Below are 25,662 nucleotides of genomic sequence, written 5' to 3' on the forward strand. Positions count from 1 at the left end.
AAAACACTTTATTAACATTGAAGAACAATTAACAAAATAAACAATAAAAACAACATATTATGAAATTGTTATTGATATTTATTATCACTAAATCATTGATGGAATATATTATTGCGAATCATTTTTATTATCAAAAATAACAACCGAAACTTATGTGACTTATGAAAAAAGCGTATTAGAAATTATTCCCATTTCGTAATGAGAATAATAAACATCCACATGATAAGGCGAACACTTGCCATTTCCCTGCTGCTACTTTACCGTGGCATACATGAGTCTTTAGTCAATAGGCAGGAGAAAGCAGTATGGGATATAATCTGGCGGAACTATCCAAAGAGGATATGGATAAAGTTAACGTAGACTTGGCGGCGTCAGGCGTTGCCTTCAAAGAACGTTATAATATGCCGGTCATTCCAGAAGTCATTGAAAGAGAACAACCCGAGCATCTACGTAACTACTTTCGTGAACGTGTGATGTTTTACCGTCAGCGTTCCCTGCAATTCTCTCGTTTACCTTACGAGCCTAAATCTAAATAGCGGTCCCCTCATCCCAGTTCAAGATTGTTACACCGTGGAAAACATCCTTTTCCACGAGTTACATTCGCACACAGCAAAAACGATTTTCTGCTTGCATATCGACTCACACAAGAGGTTAATGGAGTGGCAACCTAACCTTTTATCAAACGAGGCAAGATATGAGTAAAGGACTGGATAGCAAAAAGAACAGTAAGAAGAAGCCCCTGAAAACGGCCGCCGAAAAACGAGCCGAGAAAAGGGCAAAGAAACCGCAGGCTGATATTACCTAAGTACTGATATTAACTAAGTAAAGTGCCATGCTGATCGGGTAAACCCGAAGACGGGTTTACCCACATAGCCGCAGTTGTTAGCCCTTACTCGTGACTTTCCTCTGCCTTTTCAAGCACCATTAATAGGAAAGCATACTCTAGGGCAATATCATCATAGCGTTTGAAGCGTCCCGATTTTCCGCCGTGCCCAGCCTCCATATCGGTGTACAACAGTACCAGACTCTCGTCTGTTTTTACTTCCCGCAATTTCGCTACCCACTTTGCAGGTTCCCAATACTGAACCTGAGAATCGTGTAATCCGGTAGTCACCAGCAAATGGGGATAGCCCTGTGCGGTAATACCATCATAGGGGCTGTACTGCTTGATGTAGTCATAGTAGGTTTGTTCATTCGGATCGCCCCACTCGTCATACTCTCCGGTCGTCAGCGGAATCGACTCATCCAGCATTGTCGTCAGTACATCAACGAACGGAACCTGAGCGACAACACCTTTAAACAGATCGGGCGCCATATTCACGACCGCGCCCATCAGTAAACCTCCCGCGCTGCCCCCCATGGCAAACATATTTTTCCTGTCGCCGTAACCTTTTTCTATCAATGCCTGAGACACATCGATGAAATCTGTAAAAGAATGCATCTTATTAAGCAGGCGACCATCGTCATACCACTGCTGTCCGAGTTCGCCACCACCGCGAATGTGCGTTAAGGCAAAAACAAATCCACGATCTAGCAGGCTTAGACGGCTAACGCTGAAGTCAGGATCCATGCTATTTCCATATGCGCCATAGCCATAAACCAGTATCGGATTCTTACCTGGGCTAAAATGGGCGCGATGGTAAACCAAAGAAACGGGCACTTCGACACCGTCTCGGACGGTGATCCACAAGCGCTCGCTCCGATAGTTATCCGGGGAGAAATCTTTCACCTCAGCTTGTTTAAGTAACTGCTGCTCACCCGTGTCAAGATTCAGTTCATATTGCGAACTAGGGGTTGTCATTGATGAATAACCATATCGCACCAATGCCGTTTCTGGCGTAGGGTTGTAAGACAGCCACGTCACATAGCTCGCGTCATTGAAGGTGATCGCTTTTTCTTCCTGTGTATGCCAGTGAATCTGACGTAAGCTGGTCAAACCGCGCTCTCGTTCTTCCACCACCAGCCAATCACGGAAAAGTTCGAAACTCTCCAGCACGCGGTGTTCACGTGGGGCAATCAGTGTTTCCAGCGTTTGCTCATCAGGCTTACCAGAACGGTAAAGACCAAAGTTTTTTCCTTCCCGGTTGGAACGCAGATAAAACTGCCCCTGATAGTGATCAATGCCATATTCATGATCTTTCCGACGTGGAATACATACCTGCGGCACCGCGTCTGGGATTGTCGCATCAAGCAATAGCACTTCAGTCGTCGTGGTGCTGCTGAGATAAACAGTGATGTAGTGCTCTGATGTCGTTTTACTCAGACTGACATAATACGTATCGTCTTTCTCTTCATACACCAGCTCATCCTGCGCCGGATCGCTCCCCAAGCGATGACGGTAGACCTGATACGGCAACAGCGTTTGCTCGTGTTTACGCACGTAGTACAGCATCGTCGAATCTGCCGACCATTCCGCACCTGCGGTCACATTTTCGATCACATCCGGTAGCCATTCGTCGCGATTCAGATCACGAAAGCGAATTGTGTACTGCCGACGAGATAAAAAATCCTCCGAGAGCGCCAACAGCGAATTGTTCGGGCTAATTTCAAGCGCACCGAGACTATAAAATTCATGCCCTTCCGCGCGTTGATTTCCGTCCAATAACGTTTCCCATTCTTCTGTTGTCTGTTCAGGCTGGCGCAGATAGATGGCGTACTCTTTACCGTGCTCATAGCGGCTTTGGTAGCGATATCCTTTTCTGACATACGGCACAGACATATCCGTCGACGGAATGCGTTTAACCATTTCGTCATACAACGATCGTTTACGCGCCTCGTGAGGTGCCATGATAGCTTCGCTATAGGCATTTTCCTGTTCCAGATAGGCTAACACCTGCGGATCGGCACGCTGGTCATCACGCAGCCAGTAATAGTTATCGATTCGCGTATCACCATGTGTGCTTATCGCGTGGGGTCTTTTTTCAGCTTGCGGTGTCTTCATCGCGTCGGATCTCATTGTCTTGACATAAAATTTTCACTCAGTAAGAAGAGTGGCACGATTGCCCAACAATGCCAAGCTACGCCCTTGTCTCTTGGTGCGCTTTTGCGGAACGCCTCCAGGGCATCCCTCTTTAATGCGCACGCAAACGTTTTCGTTTATACTGCGGCCATTTTTCACAACCCGATCAGGTATAAGGTTATGTTAACGATTGGAACCGCCCTGCGTGCGGATGCCACACGAGTGATGCTGCTTGGCTCCGGTGAATTAGGCAAAGAAGTGGCGATTGAATGTCAACGCCTTGGAATCGAAGTGATCGCAGTCGATCGCTATGCCGATGCACCCGCGATGCAAGTTGCGCATCGCAGCCATGTCATCAATATGCTGGATGGTGATGCATTAAAAGCGTTGGTTGAAGCTGAACGCCCTGATTACATCGTGCCGGAAATTGAGGCCATCGCTACCGACATGCTGGTGGCGCTGGAAAAACAGGGGCACCATGTTGTTCCCTGCGCCGAAGCGACACGTCTGACGATGAACCGTGAGGGCATCCGTCGTCTGGCTGCCGAAACGCTCGGCGTTCCGACCTCCACCTACCGTTTTGCAGATAGCGAAGAAAGCTTTCGTCAGGCAGTCGATACGATCGGTTATCCCTGTATTGTTAAGCCAGTCATGAGTTCATCCGGCAAAGGGCAAAGCCTGATTCGCTCCGCTGAGCAGTTAGAGCAGGCATGGATCTATGCCCAACAGGGTGGACGGGCTGGCGGTGGACGCGTCATCGTTGAAGGGTTGGTTAATTTTGATTTTGAGATCACCCTGCTGACCATCCATGCAGTTGACGGCATTCATTTCTGTGCACCTATCGGACATCGTCAGGAAGATGGCGACTATCGCGAATCCTGGCAGCCGCAGCAGATGAGTGCGCTGGCGCAGGAACGCGCACAAAAGATGGCCAGCGATGTCGTAAAAGCGCTCGGCGGTTATGGTCTGTTCGGCGTTGAACTGTTTGTCTGCGGTGATGAAGTCATTTTCAGTGAAGTCTCCCCTCGCCCACACGATACTGGCATGGTAACGATGATTTCTCAGGATCTGTCCGAGTTTGCTCTTCACGTTCGCGCTTTTCTGGGACTGCCAATTGGCGCAGTTCGTCAGTACGGCGCATCGGCTTCCGCGGTAATTTTACCGGAACTGGACAGTAACAATGTACGTTATCAGGGACTAGAAAACGCGCTACTCCCTCATACGCAAATTCGCCTGTTTGGCAAACCGGATATCAGCGGTAAACGCCGTATGGGCGTTGCGTTAGCCAGTGCAGAAACCACAGCTGATGCGGTTGAAATCGCCAAGCGCGTCGCGGCGAGTGTAAAAGTCAGCGGCTGATGCATTTTATTGCTGGCTGGGTGAGGTAAAGCGTCACTAACGGCGAGCTGAATACTCGCAATAAAAAACGCACGCGCGTTTTTCAACGTTGCGAAACAACGGCCCGCAGGGTGATGGACAAGGATGCCCGTCATAAAAAAATTTGGGGAACATTTTTCAACGTCGCTTGCGACGGCCCGTAGGGTGGCGGACAAGGATGCCCGTCATAAAAAAATTTGGGGAACATTTTTCAACGTCGCTTGCGACGGCCCGCAGGGTGGCGGACAAGGATGTCCGCCATAAAAAAGGCCACTCTCTGCGAGTGGCCTTTGTCATTCAGTAACCAACATGCTTAGGCTTTTGCGCCTGCAACGGCTTCACGTGCCAGTTCAGTAATACGCGCGTAATCACCGCTTTCCAATGCATCATTCGGTACCAACCAGGAACCACCCACGCACAGTACGCTTTTCAGCGCCAGATAGTCGCGGTAGTTATTTGGCGTAATGCCACCAGTCGGGCAGAAACGGATATGAGCAAACGGACCCGCGATCGCCTGGAGCGCTTTCACGCCGCCGTTAGCTTCCGCTGGGAAGAATTTGAACTGACGCAGGCCGTAATCCATACCCAGCATCAGTTCAGACACAGTGCTGATACCTGGAATCAACGGGATGTTGCCTTCAATCGCGGCTTTCAACAGCGGCTCGGTCAGACCTGGGCTGATAGCAAACTGCGCCCCCGCTTCAACAACCGCTGCCAGTTGCTGAGGATTTGTCACCGTACCTGCACCTATGATGGCTTCCGGCACCTCTTTCGCAATCGCACGGATCGCGTCGATGGCACAGTCGGTACGCAATGTCAGTTCCAGAACGCGAACGCCGCCCGCGACTAACGCTTTTGCCATCGGCACTGCGTGTTCCAGTTTGTTGACCACAATCACAGGAACAACAGGACCTGTTGTCAAAATCTGTTCCGCGCTCGTTTTCCAGTTTTTCATCAAAAGTTATCTCCAGTCATGCCCGAAGGCATCATTAATTATATAGCGCGCCCCTGCCACAGGGATCTGCGTCGCCGCAGATGTCCGACCGCACCGTTAGCCATACATTAAAACGATGGAATGCCGAATAATCTCGGCATTCCCGTTACTGACTTATTATCAAAAAATTATTCAAACTCATTCCAGGAACGACCATCGCGGGTAATCATCGCAACCGATGCCACCGGCCCCCAGCTTCCTGCCTGATATGGCTTCGGTGCATCGTTGTCCATCGCCCACGCATCCATGATGGAATCCACCCATTTCCAGGCTTCTTCAACTTCATCACGGCGGACGAACAGCGCCTGAATCCCGCGCATGGTTTCCAACAGCAGACGCTCATAGGCATCCGCCAAATGCTGCTGATTAAAGGTTTCCGAGAAGCTCAGATCCAGCTTCACCGTTTGCAGGCGGTGCTTGTGCTCTAATCCTGGGATTTTATTCAGAATTTGGATTTCCACACCCTCATCCGGCTGCAAGCGGATGATCAGTTTATTCTGCGGTAACTGCTGGTAAGAATCATGGAACAGGTTCAGTGCCGGATTCTTAAAGTACACCACCACTTCTGAACATTTCGTTGGCAGACGTTTACCGGTACGCAGGTAGAACGGCACGCCAGACCAGCGCCAGTCATCGATGTCGACACGAATGGCGACAAAGGTTTCCGTGCTGCTGCTTTTGTTGGCACCCTCTTCTTCCAGATAGCCCGGCACTTTATGTCCCTGAACAAAACCAGAAGAATATTGACCGCGCACCGTCGTTTCATGCACGTTGGAACGATCGATACGACGCAGCGAACGCAACACTTTTACTTTTTCATCACGGATGCGGTCAGTCGTCAAATCAGACGGCGGCGACATCGCAATCATCGTCAGAATCTGTAACAGGTGATTCTGGATCATGTCACGCATCTGGCCAGCTTTATCAAAATAGCCCCAGCGTCCTTCAATCCCGACCTCTTCGGCTACCGTGATCTGCACATGATCGATAGTCCGATTGTCCCAATTTGAGGAGAACAGCGAGTTGGCAAAACGCAGCGCCAGCAGGTTCAGAACCGTTTCTTTACCCAGATAGTGGTCAATACGGTAAACCTGACACTCGTTGAAGAATTCCGCGACCTGATCGTTAATGACGCGAGAAGACGCCAGGTCGGTACCCAGCGGTTTTTCCATCACTACGCGCGCAGGCTCTTTATTCAGCCCTGCCGTTCCCAACCCTTTGCAGATCGCACCGAATGTGCTGGGCGGCATCGCAAAGTAATTGATGGTAGTCCGATTTTTCTGGTCAAGCATCTTGCCCAGCTTGTTAAAGGCTTTCGTGTCTTCCACATCAAGATTGCAGAAATTCAGCCGATTGCTTAGCGTTTCCCACAACTTATCGTCGATGGCTTCTTTCATAAAAGTGTCAAGCGCTTCGCGCACGACGCGGGTATACTCCGCTTTATCCCAATCCGCACGACCTACCCCAATAATTTTGGTGTCCGCATGGATGTGACCTGCTTTTTCCAACTGGTATAGGGAAGGCAGCAATTTACGGCGCGCCAGATCGCCCTTGGCACCGAAAATAACCAGATCGCACGCTTGGGCTGTTGAAGTTACCGCCATGTTCATCTCCTCGTTGCAGGATGCTGTAATTTTATTACAGCGATAATGTACTCTTTTTGACTACAGCCAGTAAACCCATCATAAAAATGCCAAATAATGATCAGTATTGACTGAAAATCAGGCATAAATCGGTCTGTGCAGTGGCTGAAATCACTTATGCATTCGCCCTAAAACGAAATTTTTCGTCGTTTCTGACAGTCGATTACTTTTCTGAAAGTTAGACACATGTCATGTTCTGGCAAAAAAAGGCCCCAACTTAGCGTGTTGCCCTCTGCCAACCACTACAGGTCGTAGTATATTTTCATGACGTGCATTTTTTCACGTAATGCATGCCAGTTGTACCTTTAGTTGAAATTGGAAAAAACTTACATGGCCCTTGTCGTATGAATATGCTGGAAAAAATCCAGAGTCACTTAGAACTCTTAAGCAAATCAGAAAGAAAAGTGGCTGAAGTGATCCTGAGCACTCCGCAGACGGCCATTCACTCCAGCATCGCGACCTTAGCCAAAATGGCCGACGTCAGCGAGCCAACGGTTAATCGTTTCTGTCGTCGCCTTGAAACTAAAGGTTTTCCTGATTTTAAACTACATCTGGCGCAAAGTCTGGCGAACGGTACACCGTATGTGAACCGTAACGTTGAAGAAGATGACAGCGTTGACGCCTATACCAGCAAAATCTTTGAATCCACGATGGCGGGTTTAGAACAGGTGAAATCAAGCCTGGATGTCACTGCCGTCAACCGCGCAGTGGATTTACTGACCCAGGCGAAGAAAATTTCTTTCTTTGGCCTGGGTGCTTCCGCTGCTGTCGCACACGATGCGATGAACAAATTTTTCCGCTTCAATATCCCCGTTGTTTATTTTGATGACATCGTTATGCAGCGTATGAGTTGCATGAACTCCAGCGACGGCGACGTCGTGGTATTGATCTCCCATACTGGCAGAACCAAAAGTCTGGTCGAAATGGCGCAACTGGCACGCGAAAACGATGCGACGGTGATCGCCATCACTTCGGACGGTACGCCGCTTGCGCGTGAAGCCTCGCTGGCCTTACGGCTTGACGTGCCCGAAGATACCGATGTGTATATGCCGATGGTGTCCCGCATCGCTCAATTGACGTTGATCGACGTTTTGGCGACGGGGTTCACACTACGCCGCGGGGAAAAATTTCGTGATAACCTGAAACGGGTCAAAGAGGCTCTGCGTGAATCGCGCTTTGATAAAGACGAACGGTTGATCAACCCGTTCAGGTGATACCTGAGTTTTCAGATGGTAGTTAAGTTTTACGTTGTGCTTTGTTTTTAGTTATATCTATGAAAAATGAGCGGTATCATCTACCTGACTCATCTTGATGCGGCCAGAGTTTACGGCCATGGAAAGATGGTAGGGATTACCTGTACAGTATGATAATCAGACTCAACACGATGTTCGGATAACGCAGGTGAAATAGTTTTGTTGTAAAGTGACATTTTACACCGTTATTCGACGCTTAATCGCAACACTGCAGCTTCACAAGTGAACGGAGTTATACATGTCCAGACGGCTCAGAAGAACCAAGATTGTTACCACCCTGGGGCCCGCTACCGACCGCGATAATAATCTCGAAAAGATTATCAGTGCGGGAGCTAACGTAGTACGCATGAATTTTTCTCACGGCACAGCAGAAGATCATCAATTACGTGCCAACAAAGTTCGTGAAATTGCGGCTAAATTAGGCCGCCATGTTGCCATTCTTGGCGATCTTCAGGGTCCAAAGATTCGCGTGTCCACCTTCAAAGAAGGTAAAATTTTCCTGAATGTCGGCGACAAATTCTTGCTGGATGCCAACTTAGCGAAAGGCGAAGGCGATAAAGAAAGAGTCGGGATCGATTACAAAGGCTTGCCAAGCGACGTGGTGCCTGGCGATATCCTGTTACTGGATGACGGCCGCGTACAGTTAAAAGTCCTTCAGGTTGAAGGTCTGAAAGTTTACACCGAAGTTACCGTTGGTGGGCCGCTTTCTAACAATAAAGGCATCAACAAACTTGGTGGTGGTCTGTCTGCCGAAGCCCTGACGGAAAAAGATAAAGCCGACATTATTACTGCCGCAAAAATTGGCGTCGACTATCTGGCTGTCTCTTTCCCACGTACTGGTGAAGACCTCAATTACGCACGCCGTCTCGCACGCGATGCTGGCTGTAACGCCAAGATCGTATCAAAAGTTGAACGTGCTGAAGCCGTCTGCTCAGATGCCGCAATGGATGACATTATTCTGGCTTCCGACGTGGTAATGGTCGCAAGGGGCGATCTGGGCGTTGAAATCGGCGACCCTGAGCTGGTAGGGATTCAGAAGAAATTGATCCGTCGAGCTCGCCAACTGAACCGTGCGGTCATTACCGCTACGCAGATGATGGAATCGATGATCACCAACCCGATGCCAACGCGCGCCGAGGTAATGGACGTCGCCAACGCCGTGCTGGATGGCACCGATGCTGTAATGCTGTCAGCAGAAACCGCTGCGGGTCAATATCCAGCTGAAACCGTCGCTGCCATGGCAAAAGTGTGTTTAGGTGCGGAGAAGATCCCAAGCATCAACGTCTCCAAACACCGCCTTGACGTGCAGTTTGATAACACAGAAGAATCCATCGCGATGTCTTCCATGTATGCTGCCAACCACCTGAAAGGTGTTACTGCGCTGATCGCCATGACGGAATCTGGCCGTACCGCCCTGATGATGTCGCGTATCAGTTCCGGTCTGCCAATTTTCGCCATGTCTCGTCATGAGCACACGCTGAACCTGACCGCACTGTACCGTGGTGTCACACCCGTGCATTTCGACAGCTACACGGACGGCGTTGCCGCCGCCAATGATGCAGTAATTCTGCTGCGTGACAAAGGGTTCCTGGTATCTGGGGATCTGGTTATCGTCACGCAGGGCGACATCATGGGCACGGTGGGCACCACCAACACGATCCGTATCCTGCGCGTGGAATAATGATTGCAATAACCATCCGCTACTGAGTTAGCAGACGGTATTGTGATAGTAAAAAGCCGGACAATTCCTCGTCCGGCTTTTTTATCAGTGCGTCTATCCGCGACTCATCTCACTTCTTGTTGCGGTATAAATCATCCCGGCAATATGGCTCAATCTCACCCGGCTTGCGGGTTTTCAACAGCTTCAGAATCCAGGTGTACTGCTCAGGGTTTGGCCTGACCAGAATTTCTACCTCTTCATTCATACGCCGTGCAATGTAGGCATCATCTGCCTCCGCCAAATCATCCATCGGCGGACGAATAAATACATCAAGGCAACCGTCTTTGGCGTTATATACCGGGAATAGCGGCACAATATCAGCTCGGCACACTTTCATCAGCCGTCCGACAGCAGGTAGCGTTGCTTTATAGGTTGCAAAGAAATCAACGAACTCGCTGTGCTCAGGACCGTGATCTTGATCGGGTAAATAATACCCCCAGCACCCAGAGCGTACGGAACTGATGAACGGCTTAATACCATCGTTACGAGCATGGATCCGTCCACCAAAGCGACGGCGTAACCGATTCCACCAATAATCCACTAGCGCATTCTTCTGGTTATGGAACATCGCCGCCATACGCTGTCCACGAGAAGTTAGCAACATCGCAGGGATATCGACGCCCCATCCGTGCGGAACCAGAAAAATCACGTTCTTTTCTTGTGCTTTAATACGTTCAAGAATGTCTTCGCCGTGCCAACGAACATATTTCTCGATTTTCTTTGGGTTTCGAATCCCTACTTCTACCATCATGATCATCGACTGAGGTGCCGTCGCAAACATGTCATCGATGATAGCTTCACGCTGTGCTTCCGTTAGCTCTGGCATGCAATACAGAAGATTAATGCGGGCACGGCGGCGAGCACCTTTTGATATTCTCCCGACAAAACGCCCTAACCCTCCCAGCACCGGGTTTCTTAACCGAGCGGGAATATAGGCAGCGAGTGCCATCATGCCAACGCCTAACCAAACGCCCCAATAGCGCGGATGAAAAAAGGCGCGTTGAAACTGGGGAACAAATTCAGCGTTCGATTTTTTTTCTTTTTCCATGCCTAAACTCTTCAGATCAATCAATAAACATAATCATAATTGCCGCCCAACGTTTAGCAACACCCGATGACAATTACGCAAAAACACGTCTGCTTGATAATAAAAAATCAGGAACTCGTATTCTATAAATGAAAATGCCGGCAGCAAGCCACCGGCACAACATGCAGTAAATATGGTTAATCAAACTTAAGCTGCGGCACCACTTCCTTCACCTGCGCCAGATAATCACGACGCTCTTTACCCGCCAACCCTTCAGAACGCGGCAACTGGGCTGTTAGCGGATTTACTGCCTGCTGGTTGACCCAGAGTTCGTAGTGCAGATGCGGACCAGTGGAACGACCCGTGTTACCAGACAACCCGATGCGATCGCCACGTTTCACTTTCTGACCAGGTTTAACCAATATGCGATTTAGGTGCATAAATCGTGTCGTATACTGACGACCATGACGAATCACCACATAGTTGCCCGCAGCACCGCTACGCTTCGCAATTACCACTTCCCCATCCCCAACGGCCAGAACAGGTGAACCGACCGGCATGGCAAAATCGACACCTTTATGCGGAGCAACACGACCGGTCACCGGGTTCAAACGACGTGGGTTAAAGTTGGAGGAAATACGGAATTGTTTGATGGTCGGGAAACGCATAAAGCCACGCGTCAAACCGGAACCTTCGCGATCGTAGAATTTACCGTCTTCTGCACGAATAGCGTAATAATCTTTACCGCCGGTATTTAGGCGAACGCCAACCAATTCACTCTGTTCACTTTTACCATCGAGCATTTCACGGGACATCAGGACCGAGAAAGTGTCGTCTTTACGTAATTTGCGGAAATCCAACTGCCACTGCAGCGCTTTGATCACATCTCGCACTTCTGAACTCGTCAACCCTGCGTTTTTCGCGCTGCTAACAAAACTACCACTGACCCGACCATTCAGAACACTGTTACGCCACTCGCCTTTCAGCGTCTCGATTCGCTCTTTAAAATCAGCGCCTACACGTTCATAAATACGAGTTTCACGACGAGACATCTGCCAGGTCAAACTTTGCAGGTCGCCGTTCTCTCCCAGCGCCCATGAAATTTGCTGACCAATTTTCAGATTACGCAAATCTTTATTCTGATCTGCAAGCTGGGTGACATCCGCAATATCTATGCCGTACTGCGTCAAAATGCTGCTTAACGTATCGCCCGTAGAGACTACGTACTCATGTACGCCGCTTTCATCGGCAACCTTATCATCCAATTCATCTTGTGGAATGTCGTCATCGGGTGAGGGTTGGTCTATCGGTTCACTGGCTTCAGGCGTCAGGGTACGCAACTGGTTGGTTTCCAGGTCGATATCTTTCACGATGACGGGTGCATCATCGACGTGGGGATAAACAAAAGGCCGCCAAACAGCAACGGCCAATGTTACAACGGTAAGCGACCCCAGCATGACGCGATGGGGCCGAGGTAAGCTGTTATACGCCAGAGCGATAGTTCGGACTATCTGCTGCACTTATTCGTATCCTCATGATTTTTCCTCCAGACAGCTCACATACTGGTTCGATAGCTGCAACAAGAAATCGGCATAGCTATCTCTACCCAGTGCAATATTGCTTCCCAATGGATCGAGCACACCCGAGCGCACGTCGGTTCCCTTGGCAACAGCATTAATAACGGCTGGCCTGAATTGTGGTTCAGCAAAAACGCATACGGCTTTATGCTCAACCAACTGTGTTCGTATTTGATGTAAACGCTGTGCACCGGGTTGGATTTCGGGATTAACCGTGAAGTGTCCCAGGGGGCTTAATCCGTAATGTTTCTCGAAATACCCATAGGCATCATGAAACACGAAATACCCTTTCCCCTGCACAGGCGCTAGCATCTTAACAATTTTTTCATCTGCTTGCGCGATTTTATCCGTGAAATAAAGCAGATTCGCGTCTAGTTTGTCCTTATTCTGAGGCATAAGTTCCAATAATTTTGCATGAATGGCAATTGCCGCCTGTTTTGTCATCTCCGGCGAGAGCCAAATGTGCATATTGTACTCACCATGATGATGACCATCGTCACTGTCATCATGGGCAGTATTGCTGTGATCGTGGCCTTTTTCGTGCTCATCATGTGCCTGTTCATGGTCATTCTCATGCTCATGCCCGACCTCTTTTTCCAACTCAGATTTAATGGCTGGCAGGGCGGAAAGTGCGATCTGCTTTGCGGGTGAAATTTTCGTTAACGGTTTCCCGAGAAAGGCTTCCATTTCCGGCCCAACCCAAATCACCAGATCGGCGGACTGTAAACGCTGGACATCAGACGGGCGCAAGGCATAATCGTGGGGCGATGCGCCATCAGGTAACAAAACCTCGGTTGGCGTCACGCCATCGGCAATCGCCGACGCAATGAATCCCAAAGGACGAATTGAAGTAATGACCGCAGCGGATGCCGCATTGATTGATATCCCGCTTGCGAGTAACGCACTGGCAACAAGCACGCTTTTTAACCATTTCTTTTGCTGAATACATTTTTTTTGTTGAATAGACTGCTGCATGAAGATCGATCCCATCGATTTTTATCGTGTTGTTTGTTATATTATAACGTCACATGAGTTATGCAAACCGAATTATATGTCCACATTGGTATCACTTAATAATATTTCAGTGACATTTGGCAGCCGGAAGATCCTGTCAGATATCTCTCTTACCCTGCAGGCAGGTCGAATTTTGACGTTGCTGGGGCCGAATGGCGCAGGGAAATCAACGCTGGTGCGCGTGGTATTGGGGCTACTTTCTCCCACCTCCGGCTCGCTAGTACGGGATCCCGCACTGCGCATCGGCTACGTTCCGCAGAAGCTACACCTGGATACGACCCTACCCTTAACGGTCAGCCGTTTTATGCAACTGCGCCCTGGCGTGAAAAAGCAGGATATCCTACCTGCCCTTAAGCGTGTTCAGGCTGCACATCTGCTGGAACAGCCGATGCAGAAACTCTCCGGTGGCGAAACCCAGCGCGTGCTCTTGGCTCGCGCATTGCTCAACCAGCCCCAACTTCTGGTTCTGGATGAGCCGACGCAAGGTGTCGACGTTAATGGGCAACTGGCGTTGTACGATCTGATTAACCAGTTGCGGCAGGAATTCCACTGCGGCGTGCTGATGGTGTCACACGATCTGCATCTGGTGATGGCGAAAACCGATGAAGTCCTCTGCCTTAATCAACATGTTTGCTGCTCAGGTACGCCTGAGGTCGTTTCTCTTCACCCCGAATTCTTAGCGATGTTTGGCCACCGTGGTGCGGAGCAATTGGCGATTTACCGCCATCATCATAATCATCGTCATGACCTACAAGGGCGTATCATTCTAAAAAGACAAGGTGGAAACGACGCATGATAGAACTGCTGTTTCCCGGCTGGCTGGCAGGGATTTTGCTGGCGATTGCGGCAGGCCCACTCGGTTCATTCGTCGTCTGGCGGCGGATGTCTTATTTTGGCGATACGCTGGCGCACGCGTCTTTACTTGGCGTCGCATTCGGTCTGTTGCTGAACATTAACCTGTTTTCTGCCGTCATTGCCGTGACGCTCATTCTGGCGCTAGGGCTCGTCTGGCTGGAACGCCGCCCCTATCTGGCCATTGATACATTACTCGGTATCATGGCTCATAGCGCCCTGTCGCTTGGGTTGGTTGTCGTCAGCCTGATGAACAATGTGCGTGTGGATTTAATGGCCTACCTATTTGGCGATTTGCTCTCCGTCACAACAGAGGATCTGTGGGTTATCGGTGCTGGTGTGATCGTCGTTATTGCCGTTATGCGTTGGCAATGGAGCGCGCTGCTTTCCATGACAATTAGTCCAGAATTGGCACACGTCGACGGCGTGAAGCTACAGCGCACTAAGCTGCTTTTGATGCTAACCACCGCATTAACGATTGGTATCGCCATGAAATTTGTTGGTGCATTGATCATTACGTCACTGCTGATTATTCCCGCCGCCAGCGCCAGACGTTTCGCACGAACACCGGAACAAATGGCAAGCATCGCCATTATTGTTGGGATGATTGCCGTGACGGGCGGTTTGGCTTTCTCAGCTGGCTACAATACGCCAGCCGGGCCGTCTGTAGTGCTGTGTGCATCGCTGCTATTTATTGCCAGCCTACTTAAACGACAACCCGCCTAGCCAACAGTAAGCACTAAAAAAAGCCCTTCTCGAATACCTATTCAGAAGGGCTTTATGTTTTGGAGAGCGATGATTTCACGCGAATAGCATTTACTTCCGATTAGCCATATCTGGAATGATTAAATCACCCCGTAAAACATACGACTCCAGTACATCTTGCGTTTTCTCATTGAGCCAGGACACGATTCTAGCCGCCACCGCATCCATCGAATACTCAATTGCAGGAATCGCCGGAATGCCAGGAATATCGAGAGAGCCAGCAAGGCTGAATACCATGATGTCTTGTGGCACAGATTTATTAAACGCCTGAAGCTGTGTGATAACACGCTTTGCTTCCTGTTCATCCGCTACCAAAAGCGCATTGAAATTCAGCGTCGTGCTGTTATTAAGCAACACTTGCAGCGCTACCGAAGACGATGAAGATGCATCCATAAAAATCAGGTTGCGGTTAAACGGCAAGAAGTTATTTTCCAGTGCCCGCTTATACCCTAAAAGCACTTGCTCCGCTGAACTACTCGCGGCGGGATTGATCAGCGCAATTTGCCGTCGTCCTTGTCGAATCAGGTAATTACATGCCGTTTCTGTGGCGAAGGCGTGATCGAATTGCAGGCTGTTAGTGGTATCAGCCTCCATGCAATCGATCAGAATGATGCTCTTATCAGCCAGATTCAGCGGGAAGCGCGCACCGATGATTAAAATGTCATCACACAGGCCGCTGGTCAGTTCATCCAGCACATTCATGACTTCTGCCCTGCTGCTGGCAAACCGCAATAAGAGATGTTTTTGATGCCGGCTAAAGTGTTTTTCCAACGCATAAAGATAGCCGGTCGTCTGGTTGATGTTGTCCTGAGCGCAAATGACGCCAATACATCCGGTTGACTGGCTTAACAGCGATTGGGCTATAACATTCGGTCGATATTTAAGCTCATCAACCGCTTTTAACACCGCAAGGCGACTGGCTTCCTTTACACCGCGTGAACCACTCAACACCCGAGAGACTGTGGCTTTGGATACCCCAGCTAAACGCGATACATCGTTGATTGTAGACATCATTTGCCCCTGGAGAACGCTAAATCCGACTCGAAACCCTTAACACCAACAGCGCATTTTATTGTTTTGCAGTATAACCGTTTCTATTCGGCATGGAAACCGATTATCCATTTAACATCCAATAGGCATTTCTGCCAATAAGATGTGATGTAAATCTAATTAATACCGCCAGAAATCATCACACATTGACGGTCATCACACTTCTTTTTTCTTTGCATGGAAAACGGTTTCCATATGATATCCAATCATCCTGGCAATAAGTTTTTACATTCTGCTTAACGGAAAATGCGATCTATCGCGGAAGAAAGATAACGGATATAGGCTCACTTTCACAAAAGGCTGCCACACACGATGTTCTCGTCCGGCCTATTAATACAATAGGTTATGGTATGCAACGTGGCGATATGTACTTGATGATGATCTGTCGCCATCGCGGTGACACACGAAAAGGTGTTCACATGAGTTCCTTATATCAATCAATGATTGCCACTATCGAACAATCGATTACCCCGCTGGCTGGGCGTCTAGGGCAACAAAAATATGTGATTGCTATCCGCGATGGTTTTACTGCCGCACTCCCCTTTATGATCATCGGCTCATTTATGTTGGTGTTTATTTTCCCTCCATTTTCCGCCAATACCACGGTCGGATTTGCTCGTACCTGGCTGGATTTTTCCATCATCTACCGCGATCAGTTGATGCTGCCTTTCGAGCTGAGTATGGGTGTGATGACATTTTTCATCTCCGTGGGCGTTGGGGCCAGTCTGGGACGACAGTTTAATCTCGATTCAGTGATGTCCGGCCTACTGGCATTTATGGCTTTCCTGCTTGTGGCCGCCCCTTACGCCGATGACAAAATTTCTACGGAGTATCTGTCAGGGCAAGGGATATTCACCGCTTTACTGACCTCTATCTATTCCACCCGTGTTTACGCAGCACTGAAACAGCACAACATTACCATTCGCTTACCGAAAGAAGTACCGACCGGGGTTGCCCGCTCATTTGAGGTCCTCATTCCCGTACTGGTTATTGTCGCGACATTGCATCCACTTAACCTCTTCATTGAAGCGCAAACTGGCATGATCATTCCTGAAGCGATTATGCATCTGCTGGCACCGCTGGTTTCCGCCTCGGACTCACTACCAGCCATCCTTCTATCTGTGCTGCTGTGCCAGCTTTTCTGGTTCTCGGGGATCCACGGTTCACTGATTGTGACGGGCATCATGAATCCATTCTGGATGACCAATCTGGCTGTGAATCAGGCCGCGCTGGCGGCAGGCGAAGTACTACCGCATATCTATTTACAGGGCTTTTGGGATCACTATCTATTGATTGGTGGCGTAGGGTCAACGTTGCCGCTAGCCTTCCTGCTGTTGCGCAGCAAAGTGACTCATCTGCGCACCATTGGCAGAATGGGCATCGTACCGAGCTTCTTTAACATCAACGAACCGATCATGTTCGGCGCCCCTATCATTATGAATCCGATGCTGTTCCTGCCCTTCGTCTTCGTGCCGATGGTCAATGCCGTACTGGCTTACACGGCAACCAAAATGGGGTGGCTAGCGCAGGTCGTATCATTAACACCCTGGACGACGCCAGCCCCCGTTGGTGCATCGTGGGCCGCAAACTGGAGTTTCAGTCCGTTTATCATGTGCATATTGTGCATGGTGTTTTCCGCACTGATGTATTTACCGTTCCTGCGCGCTTATGAACATACGTTGATGAAAACCGAGGAGCAAAAAATGCAGGACGGCCTGTCGATTGCAAAAACGGTAGGTAGTAATTAATGGGGTGAATAAAGAACTCGTCAAACGTATTAAATAGAGGAAATAAAATATCGCGTTCAGCAACGGAATATTTTCATCATCTATTATCTTCCGTCATGAATAGCATTCAAGAATGCGGCATAGGGAATAAGACCATTGCCGCGGGTATTTTGTCACATAAAAAATAGGTTATATGATGATTACATTAGAAGATGCCGTAATGGATATTATTGTCAATGCGGGGCAGTCGCGCAGCCTATGTTTTGAAGCACTGCACGCTGCACGTAAAGGTAAGATTGATGAAGCCAAATATTTGTTGAAGGAGGCCGATGCTTACGCGCGCAAGGCACACCACATGCAGACCCAGCTAATCGAACAAGATGCAGGGGAAGCCAGACAGCCGATGACATTAATTATGGTTCATGCTCAAGATCATTTAATGACATCGCTGCTCGCCCGCGAATTATCAGAAGAAATTATTCATCTTTATCAGCGGTAATATTGCCTCTTAAAGGGAGGGTCGATTACGTCAGTTATTTAATTACGTTGCACTATTAGAAAAATAACAATCACCTTGTTCTGAGCGCCGTGCAATTATTCACGTCAATCAGAGCGGGATGATTATTGTCTGAAAATAACTTACCGAATTGAGATGACTATGAAAAATTGCAAAAAACTTCCAGTTACGCTGGCGGTGCTGGCTGCCCTTTGCTCCGGTTCCGCGCTCGCACAAGAAACCATTACCCAGGAGCAATTAGATCGCATTGTTGCTCAGGCAGTAGAAAAAGCGCTGGCGGAACGTCAGGCCAAATTAGACGCCATCGCCAGTAAGCAGGTCGACCCGCTGACCACACCGGATGCCCCCAAGACGCCTGACATGGCGATCCCCTATGGCATCAACTTTACCGGTTATGCGCGTTACGGTGCGCAATTCCAGAGCGGTGATCAGAAATATGTTGCGGTTGATGGTTCCTATAATGGTGCTTCCGCACTGGGCCGTTTAGGCAACGAAGGCAATGGCGGTGAGTTCCAGCTTTCCAAGGCGTTCAAGAGTGACAATGGTGCTATCTGGGATGTCGTCGTGATGATCGACCACTGGGGTGATGAAGTTAACCTGAAAAAAGCCTATGCTGGCGTCACCAACCTTTTCGCCTCTCAGCCAAACGCCTATCTCTGGGCAGGGCGTGATTTCCATCAGCGTCCACAGCAAGGTATCAACGACTACTTCTGGATGAACCATGATGGTCAGGGTGCAGGGATAAAAAACGTTGAACTCGGCGGTATTCAATTCGATGTGGCAGCTGTCGGTGCCGTAGAATCCTGTAATCCTCAAGTGATAGCAGATAACTCTAACCCCTCACGCATCAGTTGTACTGGCAGCTCCGGTACGGGCGATAAAGGCAATTACGCGCTGACCTCCAAAGTACATGGCATCAAGCTGGGGCCGCTGGATCTTGCTCTGTACGCTAACTACGGTTTTGACTCAAAAGCGGTGGATAGCGATGAACGGATGAAGGCCTGGCAAGGCGGTGCGGTTCTGAGCCATACGGGGAAAAATAGTCTCAATCAGTTTATCACCCGCTATTCGGACAATGCGGATAACAGCGTTTACAACAAAACGAACAACCTGAAAACCTTCTATGCCAGCTTCGAAGGTAAATACAAATTCACGCCGCAAACACAGGTCGAATACCTGTTGGCCTACCATGACTACTCGAATGACTCAGCGAGTCAGGATGATCGTCGTAACTACAATGCCATCGTTCGCCCCATGTATTTCTGGAATGACGTGCATTCTACCTGGCTTGAGGCGGGCTATCAGCATGTAGATTACGGCCAGGGCGGTGACAATAAAGGGTGGAAACTGACGCTTTCCCAGAATGTCTCAATTGCGATGGGAGCGGAGTTCAGACCGATGCTGCGCTTCTATGTGACTGGTGGAGAAGTGGATAACAAACACACCGCACGGACAACGACCGGGGTCAACACGCAGCTCGACTCGTTCAACGTTGGGGCAATGTGGGAAGCCTGGTTCTAATCGCATAAACTTAGGGAGACCGTGTGGTCTCCCTAAATGTGAACGAGATGGAAAACAGACTCAGACGATACTATTCTTCGCGTGTTAAGCCAAAATGCCGATAGGCATGCTGCGTCGCCATTCGACCACGCGGCGTACGCTGGATGAACCCTTGCTGAATTAGAAACGGTTCCAATACATCTTCGATAGTTTCGCGCTCTTCGCCAATCGCGGCGGCTAAATTGTCCAACCCGACAGGGCCGCCCATAAACTTATCGATGATCGCCAACAGCAGCTTACGGTCCATGTAGTCAAAACCTTCAGTATCTACCGCCAACATATCCAGCGCCTGCGTCGCCACGGCTCCGGTAATCGCACCTTCTGATTTAACCTCAGAAAAATCACGCACCCTGCGTAATAACCGGTTGGCGATACGCGGCGTACCACGTGCACGGCGAGCCACCTCAAGAGAGCCCTCAGGCGTCAGATCCAGTCCCAGACACTGTGCGCTGCGGCCAACGATATACTGCAAATCCGCCACATTATAAAACTCCAGACGTTGCACAATACCAAAGCGATCGCGCAGCGGAGAGGTTAACGACCCCGCACGCGTCGTTGCACCAATCAGTGTGAAAGGTGGCAGATCGAGCTTAATTGAGCGGGCAGCGGGCCCTTCACCGATCATGATATCCAACTGATAATCTTCCATCGCTGGATACAGCACCTCTTCCACCACGGGCGACAGGCGATGAATTTCATCAATGAACAACACATCATGCGGCTCGAGATTGGTCAGCAACGCGGCAAGGTCGCCTGCTTTTTCCAACACTGGGCCGGATGTCGTGCGCATATTCACGCCCATCTCATTGGCAACAATATTCGCCAGCGTCGTTTTACCTAAACCGGGAGGCCCAAAAATCAGCAGATGATCCAGCGCATCCCCACGTTTACGCGCAGCCTGAATAAAAATTTCCATCTGCTCACGCACCTGTGGCTGGCCTACATATTCGGTCAGCAGCTTAGGTCGCATCGCGCGGTCGAGAAATTCTTCTTCAGGAACGGCGTCAGCGGAAATCAAACGGTCGGCTTCTATCATCAATACCTCACAGCGCCGCGCGCAGTGCATCCCTGATCAGGGTTTCACAGTCTGCATCGGGACGCGCGATCTTGGAAATCATGCGGCTGGCTTCCTGCGGTTTGTATCCCAGCGCCACCAGTGCCGCTGCGGCTTCCGCTTCAGGTTCGCCAACGCGATTGTCTGTGGTAGCAGGCGATGCCAGCGGAATATCGCTGACCGGATTGAACAGATCGCCGCTCAGGCCCTTGAAGCGATCTTTCATTTCAACGACCAGCCTTTCTGCCGTTTTCTTACCTACGCCCGGCAGTTTAATCAGCGCACCAATTTCTTCGCGCTCCACTGCGCTGACAAACTGCGTAGCAGACATCCCAGAAAGAATCGCCAGCGCCAGCTTCGGCCCAACGCCATTTACTTTGATCAGCTCACGGAACAGCGCCCTCTCCTGTTTGTCATTAAAACCGAACAGCAGTTGCGCATCTTCACGAACCACAAAATGGGTAAAAATGATCGCTTCCTGATTGAGCTCAGGGAGTTCGTAAAAGCACGTCATCGGCATATGGACTTCGTAACCCACACCGTTAGCTTCTATCAGCACCTGCGGCGGCTGTTTTTCCAGGATAATGCCTCTGAGACGACCTATCACGTTGCGCTTCCTTTTACATAGGGAATGAATGGCTTGAAGTATGACGAGTATATAACATAAAAAAGGCTGGATGAATATCCAGCCTCCTGTTTCAGCGCAGTCTTCCTGCCAACGGGTTCACTTTCGCCGTCGCCGTACGTAGCAGACTCTGGTTAAAGTGGCAGTGAGTAATAGCAATCGCCAATGCATCGGCGGCATCGGCCTGCGGACTGGCAGACAGCTTCAACAGGGAGCGAACCATATGCTGCACCTGCTTTTTATCTGCTGCGCCTGTTCCAACCACCGTTTGCTTAACTAAACGCGCGGCGTATTCAAACACCGGTAGATCCTGATTCACACCGGCGACGATGGCCACACCTCGCGCCTGCCCGAGCTTCAATGCTGAATCCGGGTTTTTCGCCATGAAAACCTGCTCAATTGCCATACAGTCTGGGCGAAATTGCGTAATGATTTCACTGACGCCAGCATAAATCAGCTTAAGTCGCGTGGGCATATCATCTACCACAGTGCGAATACAACCGCTGCCGAGATACGTCAAATGACGCCCCTGCTGACGGATAATGCCATAGCCCGTTACGCGCGAACCGGGGTCGATGCCTACTATGATTGTCATGGTGCTACGACTGTCATCATGCCGCTCCGCCGATTCGCCCGTCTGGGTAGAGATTTCTACTTTGCATCACCATCTGCCATTACAGCAGTTCAGCCACCTCGTCGGAGATCTCACCGTTATGGTAAACCTCCTGCACATCGTCACAGTCTTCCAGCATGTCGATCAGACGCATCAGCTTCGGTGCCGTTTCTGCATCCATATCCGCCTTGGTGGACGGAATCATGGACACTTCAGCGGACTCCGCTTTCAGGCCAGCCGCATCTAATGCATCCTTCACATCACCGAACGTTTCCCACGGCGTGAAGACATCAATCGCACCATCGTCATACGTCACGACATCATCAGCGCCTGCTTCCAGCGCAGCATCCATCACGGCATCTTCATCCAGACCTGGCGCATAAGAAATAACGCCCTTTTTGGTGAAGAGGTATGAAACAGAACCATCGGTACCCAGATTGCCACCGGTTTTGGTAAACGCGTGGCGTACTTCGGAAACGGTACGGTTGCGGTTGTCACTCAGGCATTCCACCATCACAGCCGTGCCGCCTGGGCCGTAGCCTTCATAAATGATGGTTTCCATGTTGGAATCATCGTCACCACCGACGCCACGGGCAATCGCGCGGTTCAGAGTATCGCGCGTCATGTTGTTGGACAGTGCTTTATCGATCGCTGCGCGCAGACGTGGGTTAGACCCCGGATCGCCACCGCCCAGACGGGCTGCGGTGACCAGTTCGCGGATAATCTTGGTAAAGATTTTACCGCGTTTGGCGTCCTGTGCTGCTTTACGATGCTTTGTGTTCGCCCACTTACTATGACCTGCCATAAAAATCTCCGAAAAAAGCCTGTTCAGGCCGGATAAATAACAAATTCCTCAATCGCCTGCCGGTTGCTCCAGGACTTGGTCAGCTGTGCCGCATGGGGCACATCCAGCCACTGGTAGGCAAGATGCTCGGATAATTGCACCTCGCGCTCAGTAGGTAACGCCAGACAATACCAATGTTCAGTATTGTGCGTGACCCCCGGCGCATAGCGACGTCTCAAATGAGCAAATAGCTCAAACTCAATACAGCGCTGACAGTCAAAGAGTGATAACGCTTCTGCGGATATATCAATGTTAACTTCTTCTTTGACTTCACGCTGTGCGGCATACGGCGCGCTTTCCCCTTCCTCTATACTGCCAGTTACCGACTGCCAGAATTCAGGATCGTCACGCCGCTGCAACATCAGCACCCGCCCGGTGTCACGGGCATAGATCACCACCAGAACCGAAACGGGTCGCTTGTATACCATCTTATTCGTTCTCGGATTTTCCATCCTGAGCCGCTTTTCCTTTCACGACAACCGCAATGGCGAGCTCTTCCAGCGAAGCTGGATTGGCGAAGCTTGGCGCTTCCGTCATCAGACACGCTGCTGCCGTCGTTTTCGGGAAGGCGATGACGTCACGAATATTATCGGTGCCCGTCAGCAACATCACCAGACGGTCAAGGCCAAACGCCAGACCCGCATGCGGCGGCGTACCATATTTTAGCGCATCCAGCAGGAAGCCAAATTTCTCACGCTGCTCTTGCTCGGTAATGCCCAAAATGCTGAACACGGTTTGTTGCATCTCACCGCTGTGAATACGCACGGAACCACCGCCCACCTCATAGCCGTTAATGACCATGTCATAGGCGTTCGCGATCGCCGAAACCGGGTTAGTCGCCAGTTCAGAAGGCAACATATCGCGCGGTGCGGTAAATGGATGGTGCATCGCAGCCAACCCACCTTCGCCATCTTCTTCAAACATTGGGAAATCGACAACCCACAGCGGCTCCCAACTGTTATCTTTTGTCAGGCTAAGGTCACGGCCCAGTTTGAGACGCAGTGCACCCAGCGCATCCGTCACCACTTTCGCGCTGTCCGCGCCGAAGAACAGGATGTCACCATCTTGCGCCGCGGTGCGATCCAACACGGCAGACAGCACGTCTTCACTCAGGAATTTTGCTACCGGGCTTTGAACGCCTTCCAGACCCTTGGCACGCTCGTTGACCTTGATATAAGCCAGACCTTTAGCGCCATAGATTTCAATAAACTTGCCGTATTCATCAATCTGCTTACGGCTAAGTTGTGCACCGCCCGGAACGCGGATAGCGGCAACGCGACCTTTGGCATCGTTTGCTGGACCAGAGAACACTTTGAATTCGATATCTTTAACCAGATCGGCAACGTCAACCAGTTCCAGCGGGTTACGCAAGTCTGGCTTGTCGGAACCGAAACGACGCATCGCTTCCGCGAACGTCATGATCGGGAAATCGCCCAGATCGACGCCTTTCACATCCAGCCACAGTTCACGTACCAGCTTTTCCATCACTTCACGCACCTGCGGCGCAGTCATGAAAGACGTTTCCACATCGATCTGGGTAAATTCAGGCTGTCTGTCAGCGCGCAGGTCTTCATCACGGAAGCACTTGACGATCTGATAGTAGCGGTCAAAACCGGACATCATCAGCAGCTGTTTGAACAGCTGTGGGGACTGCGGCAGCGCATAAAACTTGCCTTTGTGCACACGGCTCGGTACCAGATAGTCGCGCGCGCCTTCCGGTGTCGCTTTCGTCAGCATCGGGGTTTCGATGTCCAGGAAGCCGTGGTCGTCCATAAAACGGCGCACAAAACTGGTAATACGTGCGCGCGTTTTCAGGCGCTGTGCCATTTCAGGACGACGTAAGTCCAGATAGCGGTATTTGAGGCGTGCTTCTTCAGTATTGGTTTGGTTGGAATCCAACGGCAGCGCTTCAGAACGGTTAACGATCGTCAGAGCGTTAGCAAAAATCTCGACTTCACCCGTAGCCATGTCTTTGTTGATTTGGCTTTCTGGACGGGCGCGTACTACACCAGTGAGTTGGATGCAGAATTCGTTACGCAACTCGGATGCCAATTTAAAGGCATCCTGACGGTCAGGGTCAAAAAACACCTGAACCAGCCCTTCACGGTCGCGCATATCAATAAAAATCAAACCACCCAGATCGCGGCGGCGGTTAACCCAACCGCATAATGTCACTTCCTGGCCCACATGGGACGAATTCAACTGCCCGCAATAATTAGTACGCATCACGATGTCCTTTTACTCATCCGCCAGCTCACACGTTTCACGCCGGATTACGTTTCACGGTAGATCACAACGCAAAAACAGTGGCATTTTCGCTGCACGGCATGGTTTTTCTGGGTTACTGTCTGATGAAAAAAGGCGGCTATTATAAAGGATATTCGCCCGAACGATAAGCATGAAGGTAACGCTCTGCGACGCTACCGCCTACTCTTTTTACGAAATTTCCTTTCCGGTTAACAGAATGTTCACTAATCGCGACGGAGTTGTT

The 25,662-nt window shown here is 50.1% G+C and carries 22 protein-coding genes; 9 read left to right on the plus strand and 13 right to left on the minus strand.

Annotated features, from left to right (window positions below; all coding sequences use genetic code 11):
- Positions 1-305: 305 nt before the first annotated feature.
- On the plus strand, positions 306-536 hold the full coding sequence (locus CLR69_RS06420) for a DNA polymerase III subunit theta (protein ID WP_129704638.1): 231 nt from the start codon (positions 306-308) through the stop codon (positions 534-536).
- 353 nt (positions 537-889) lie between these two features.
- Here the strand turns inward: CLR69_RS06420 and CLR69_RS06425 are convergent, their stop codons facing one another.
- The gene (locus CLR69_RS06425; RefSeq protein ID WP_129711401.1) at positions 890-2,941 is read right to left on the minus strand and encodes a S9 family peptidase; all 2,052 of its coding nucleotides are present in this window, start codon (positions 2,939-2,941) and stop codon (positions 890-892) included.
- 198 nt (positions 2,942-3,139) lie between these two features.
- Here CLR69_RS06425 and purT point away from each other — a divergent pair, with 198 nt between their 5' ends.
- Positions 3,140-4,318 carry a formate-dependent phosphoribosylglycinamide formyltransferase gene (purT, locus tag CLR69_RS06430; protein WP_129711402.1) on the plus strand — a complete coding sequence of 393 codons (1,179 nt, stop codon included), beginning with the start codon at positions 3,140-3,142 and terminating at the stop codon, positions 4,316-4,318.
- A gap of 331 nt (positions 4,319-4,649) precedes the next feature.
- Here purT and CLR69_RS06435 read toward each other — a convergent pair whose 3' ends face one another.
- Positions 4,650-5,291, minus strand: a complete 642-nt coding sequence (locus CLR69_RS06435) for a bifunctional 4-hydroxy-2-oxoglutarate aldolase/2-dehydro-3-deoxy-phosphogluconate aldolase (protein WP_129711403.1) — start codon at positions 5,289-5,291, stop codon at positions 4,650-4,652.
- A gap of 167 nt (positions 5,292-5,458) precedes the next feature.
- Complete coding sequence (zwf, locus tag CLR69_RS06440; protein WP_129704625.1) at positions 5,459-6,934, minus strand: glucose-6-phosphate dehydrogenase; 1,476 nt, start codon at positions 6,932-6,934, stop codon at positions 5,459-5,461.
- A 383-nt stretch (positions 6,935-7,317) separates the two neighbouring features.
- On the opposite strand from zwf, the gene CLR69_RS06445 reads away from it, so the two are divergent.
- Entirely contained in the window at positions 7,318-8,187 is an 870-nt protein-coding gene (locus CLR69_RS06445) for a MurR/RpiR family transcriptional regulator (RefSeq protein WP_039300438.1), read from the plus strand.
- 277 nt (positions 8,188-8,464) lie between these two features.
- A complete protein-coding gene (gene pyk, locus CLR69_RS06450; RefSeq protein ID WP_129704623.1) occupies positions 8,465-9,907 on the plus strand; it encodes a pyruvate kinase in 1,443 nt (480 codons plus the stop codon).
- A gap of 109 nt (positions 9,908-10,016) precedes the next feature.
- Here pyk and lpxM read toward each other — a convergent pair whose 3' ends face one another.
- The 3 genes from lpxM to znuA all read right to left on the minus strand — a co-directional run bounded on the left by lpxM (position 10,017) and on the right by znuA (position 13,525).
- Positions 10,017-10,994, minus strand: coding sequence for a lauroyl-Kdo(2)-lipid IV(A) myristoyltransferase (gene lpxM / locus CLR69_RS06455; protein WP_129711404.1), 978 nt, complete (start codon positions 10,992-10,994; stop codon positions 10,017-10,019).
- Positions 10,995-11,170: 176 nt separating this feature from the next.
- Complete coding sequence (gene mepM, locus CLR69_RS06460) at positions 11,171-12,493, minus strand: murein DD-endopeptidase MepM (protein ID WP_129704619.1); 1,323 nt, start codon at positions 12,491-12,493, stop codon at positions 11,171-11,173.
- A 12-nt stretch (positions 12,494-12,505) separates the two neighbouring features.
- Entirely contained in the window at positions 12,506-13,525 is a 1,020-nt protein-coding gene (gene znuA / locus CLR69_RS06465) for a zinc ABC transporter substrate-binding protein ZnuA (protein ID WP_129704617.1), read from the minus strand.
- Between the two features lie 76 nt (positions 13,526-13,601).
- Between znuA and znuC the strand changes: the two genes are divergently transcribed.
- Together znuC and znuB are read left to right on the plus strand one after the other, a co-directional pair.
- On the plus strand, positions 13,602-14,360 hold the full coding sequence (gene znuC / locus CLR69_RS06470) for a zinc ABC transporter ATP-binding protein ZnuC (protein WP_120358337.1): 759 nt from the start codon (positions 13,602-13,604) through the stop codon (positions 14,358-14,360).
- Positions 14,357-15,142: a zinc ABC transporter permease subunit ZnuB gene (znuB, locus tag CLR69_RS06475; protein WP_129704615.1), complete on the plus strand. Its 786-nt coding sequence runs from the start codon at positions 14,357-14,359 to the stop codon at positions 15,140-15,142. Before znuC ends, znuB begins: the two co-directional genes overlap by 4 nt.
- Positions 15,143-15,232: 90 nt before the next feature.
- Here the strand turns inward: znuB and CLR69_RS06480 are convergent, their stop codons facing one another.
- The gene (locus CLR69_RS06480; RefSeq protein ID WP_129704613.1) at positions 15,233-16,192 is read right to left on the minus strand and encodes a LacI family DNA-binding transcriptional regulator; all 960 of its coding nucleotides are present in this window, start codon (positions 16,190-16,192) and stop codon (positions 15,233-15,235) included.
- A 458-nt stretch (positions 16,193-16,650) separates the two neighbouring features.
- Here CLR69_RS06480 and CLR69_RS06485 point away from each other — a divergent pair, with 458 nt between their 5' ends.
- The 3 genes from CLR69_RS06485 to CLR69_RS06495 all read left to right on the plus strand — a co-directional run bounded on the left by CLR69_RS06485 (position 16,651) and on the right by CLR69_RS06495 (position 19,996).
- Positions 16,651-17,979, plus strand: coding sequence for a PTS sugar transporter subunit IIC (locus CLR69_RS06485; protein ID WP_129711405.1), 1,329 nt, complete (start codon positions 16,651-16,653; stop codon positions 17,977-17,979).
- 175 nt (positions 17,980-18,154) lie between these two features.
- On the plus strand, positions 18,155-18,457 hold the full coding sequence (locus tag CLR69_RS06490) for a PTS lactose/cellobiose transporter subunit IIA (RefSeq protein ID WP_129711406.1): 303 nt from the start codon (positions 18,155-18,157) through the stop codon (positions 18,455-18,457).
- A 159-nt stretch (positions 18,458-18,616) separates the two neighbouring features.
- The gene (locus CLR69_RS06495; protein ID WP_129711407.1) at positions 18,617-19,996 is read left to right on the plus strand and encodes a carbohydrate porin; all 1,380 of its coding nucleotides are present in this window, start codon (positions 18,617-18,619) and stop codon (positions 19,994-19,996) included.
- A 70-nt stretch (positions 19,997-20,066) separates the two neighbouring features.
- Here the strand turns inward: CLR69_RS06495 and ruvB are convergent, their stop codons facing one another.
- The 6 genes from ruvB to aspS all read right to left on the minus strand — a co-directional run bounded on the left by ruvB (position 20,067) and on the right by aspS (position 25,397).
- Positions 20,067-21,071, minus strand: coding sequence for a Holliday junction branch migration DNA helicase RuvB (gene ruvB / locus CLR69_RS06500; RefSeq protein ID WP_039301096.1), 1,005 nt, complete (start codon positions 21,069-21,071; stop codon positions 20,067-20,069).
- Positions 21,072-21,078: 7 nt separating this feature from the next.
- The gene (ruvA, locus tag CLR69_RS06505) at positions 21,079-21,696 is read right to left on the minus strand and encodes a Holliday junction branch migration protein RuvA (RefSeq protein WP_129704606.1); all 618 of its coding nucleotides are present in this window, start codon (positions 21,694-21,696) and stop codon (positions 21,079-21,081) included.
- Between the two features lie 91 nt (positions 21,697-21,787).
- Complete coding sequence (gene ruvC, locus CLR69_RS06510) at positions 21,788-22,309, minus strand: crossover junction endodeoxyribonuclease RuvC (RefSeq protein ID WP_129704604.1); 522 nt, start codon at positions 22,307-22,309, stop codon at positions 21,788-21,790.
- 79 nt (positions 22,310-22,388) lie between these two features.
- A complete protein-coding gene (locus CLR69_RS06515) occupies positions 22,389-23,132 on the minus strand; it encodes a YebC/PmpR family DNA-binding transcriptional regulator (protein ID WP_129704602.1) in 744 nt (247 codons plus the stop codon).
- A gap of 23 nt (positions 23,133-23,155) precedes the next feature.
- Positions 23,156-23,599, minus strand: a complete 444-nt coding sequence (gene nudB / locus CLR69_RS06520; protein ID WP_129704960.1) for a dihydroneopterin triphosphate diphosphatase — start codon at positions 23,597-23,599, stop codon at positions 23,156-23,158.
- A 1-nt stretch (position 23,600) separates the two neighbouring features.
- The gene (aspS, locus tag CLR69_RS06525) at positions 23,601-25,397 is read right to left on the minus strand and encodes an aspartate--tRNA ligase (RefSeq protein ID WP_129704600.1); all 1,797 of its coding nucleotides are present in this window, start codon (positions 25,395-25,397) and stop codon (positions 23,601-23,603) included.
- Between the last annotated feature and the right edge of the window lie 265 nt (positions 25,398-25,662).

This window comes from Pectobacterium zantedeschiae (assembly GCF_004137795.1).
GTDB lineage: Bacteria > Pseudomonadota > Gammaproteobacteria > Enterobacterales > Enterobacteriaceae > Pectobacterium > Pectobacterium zantedeschiae.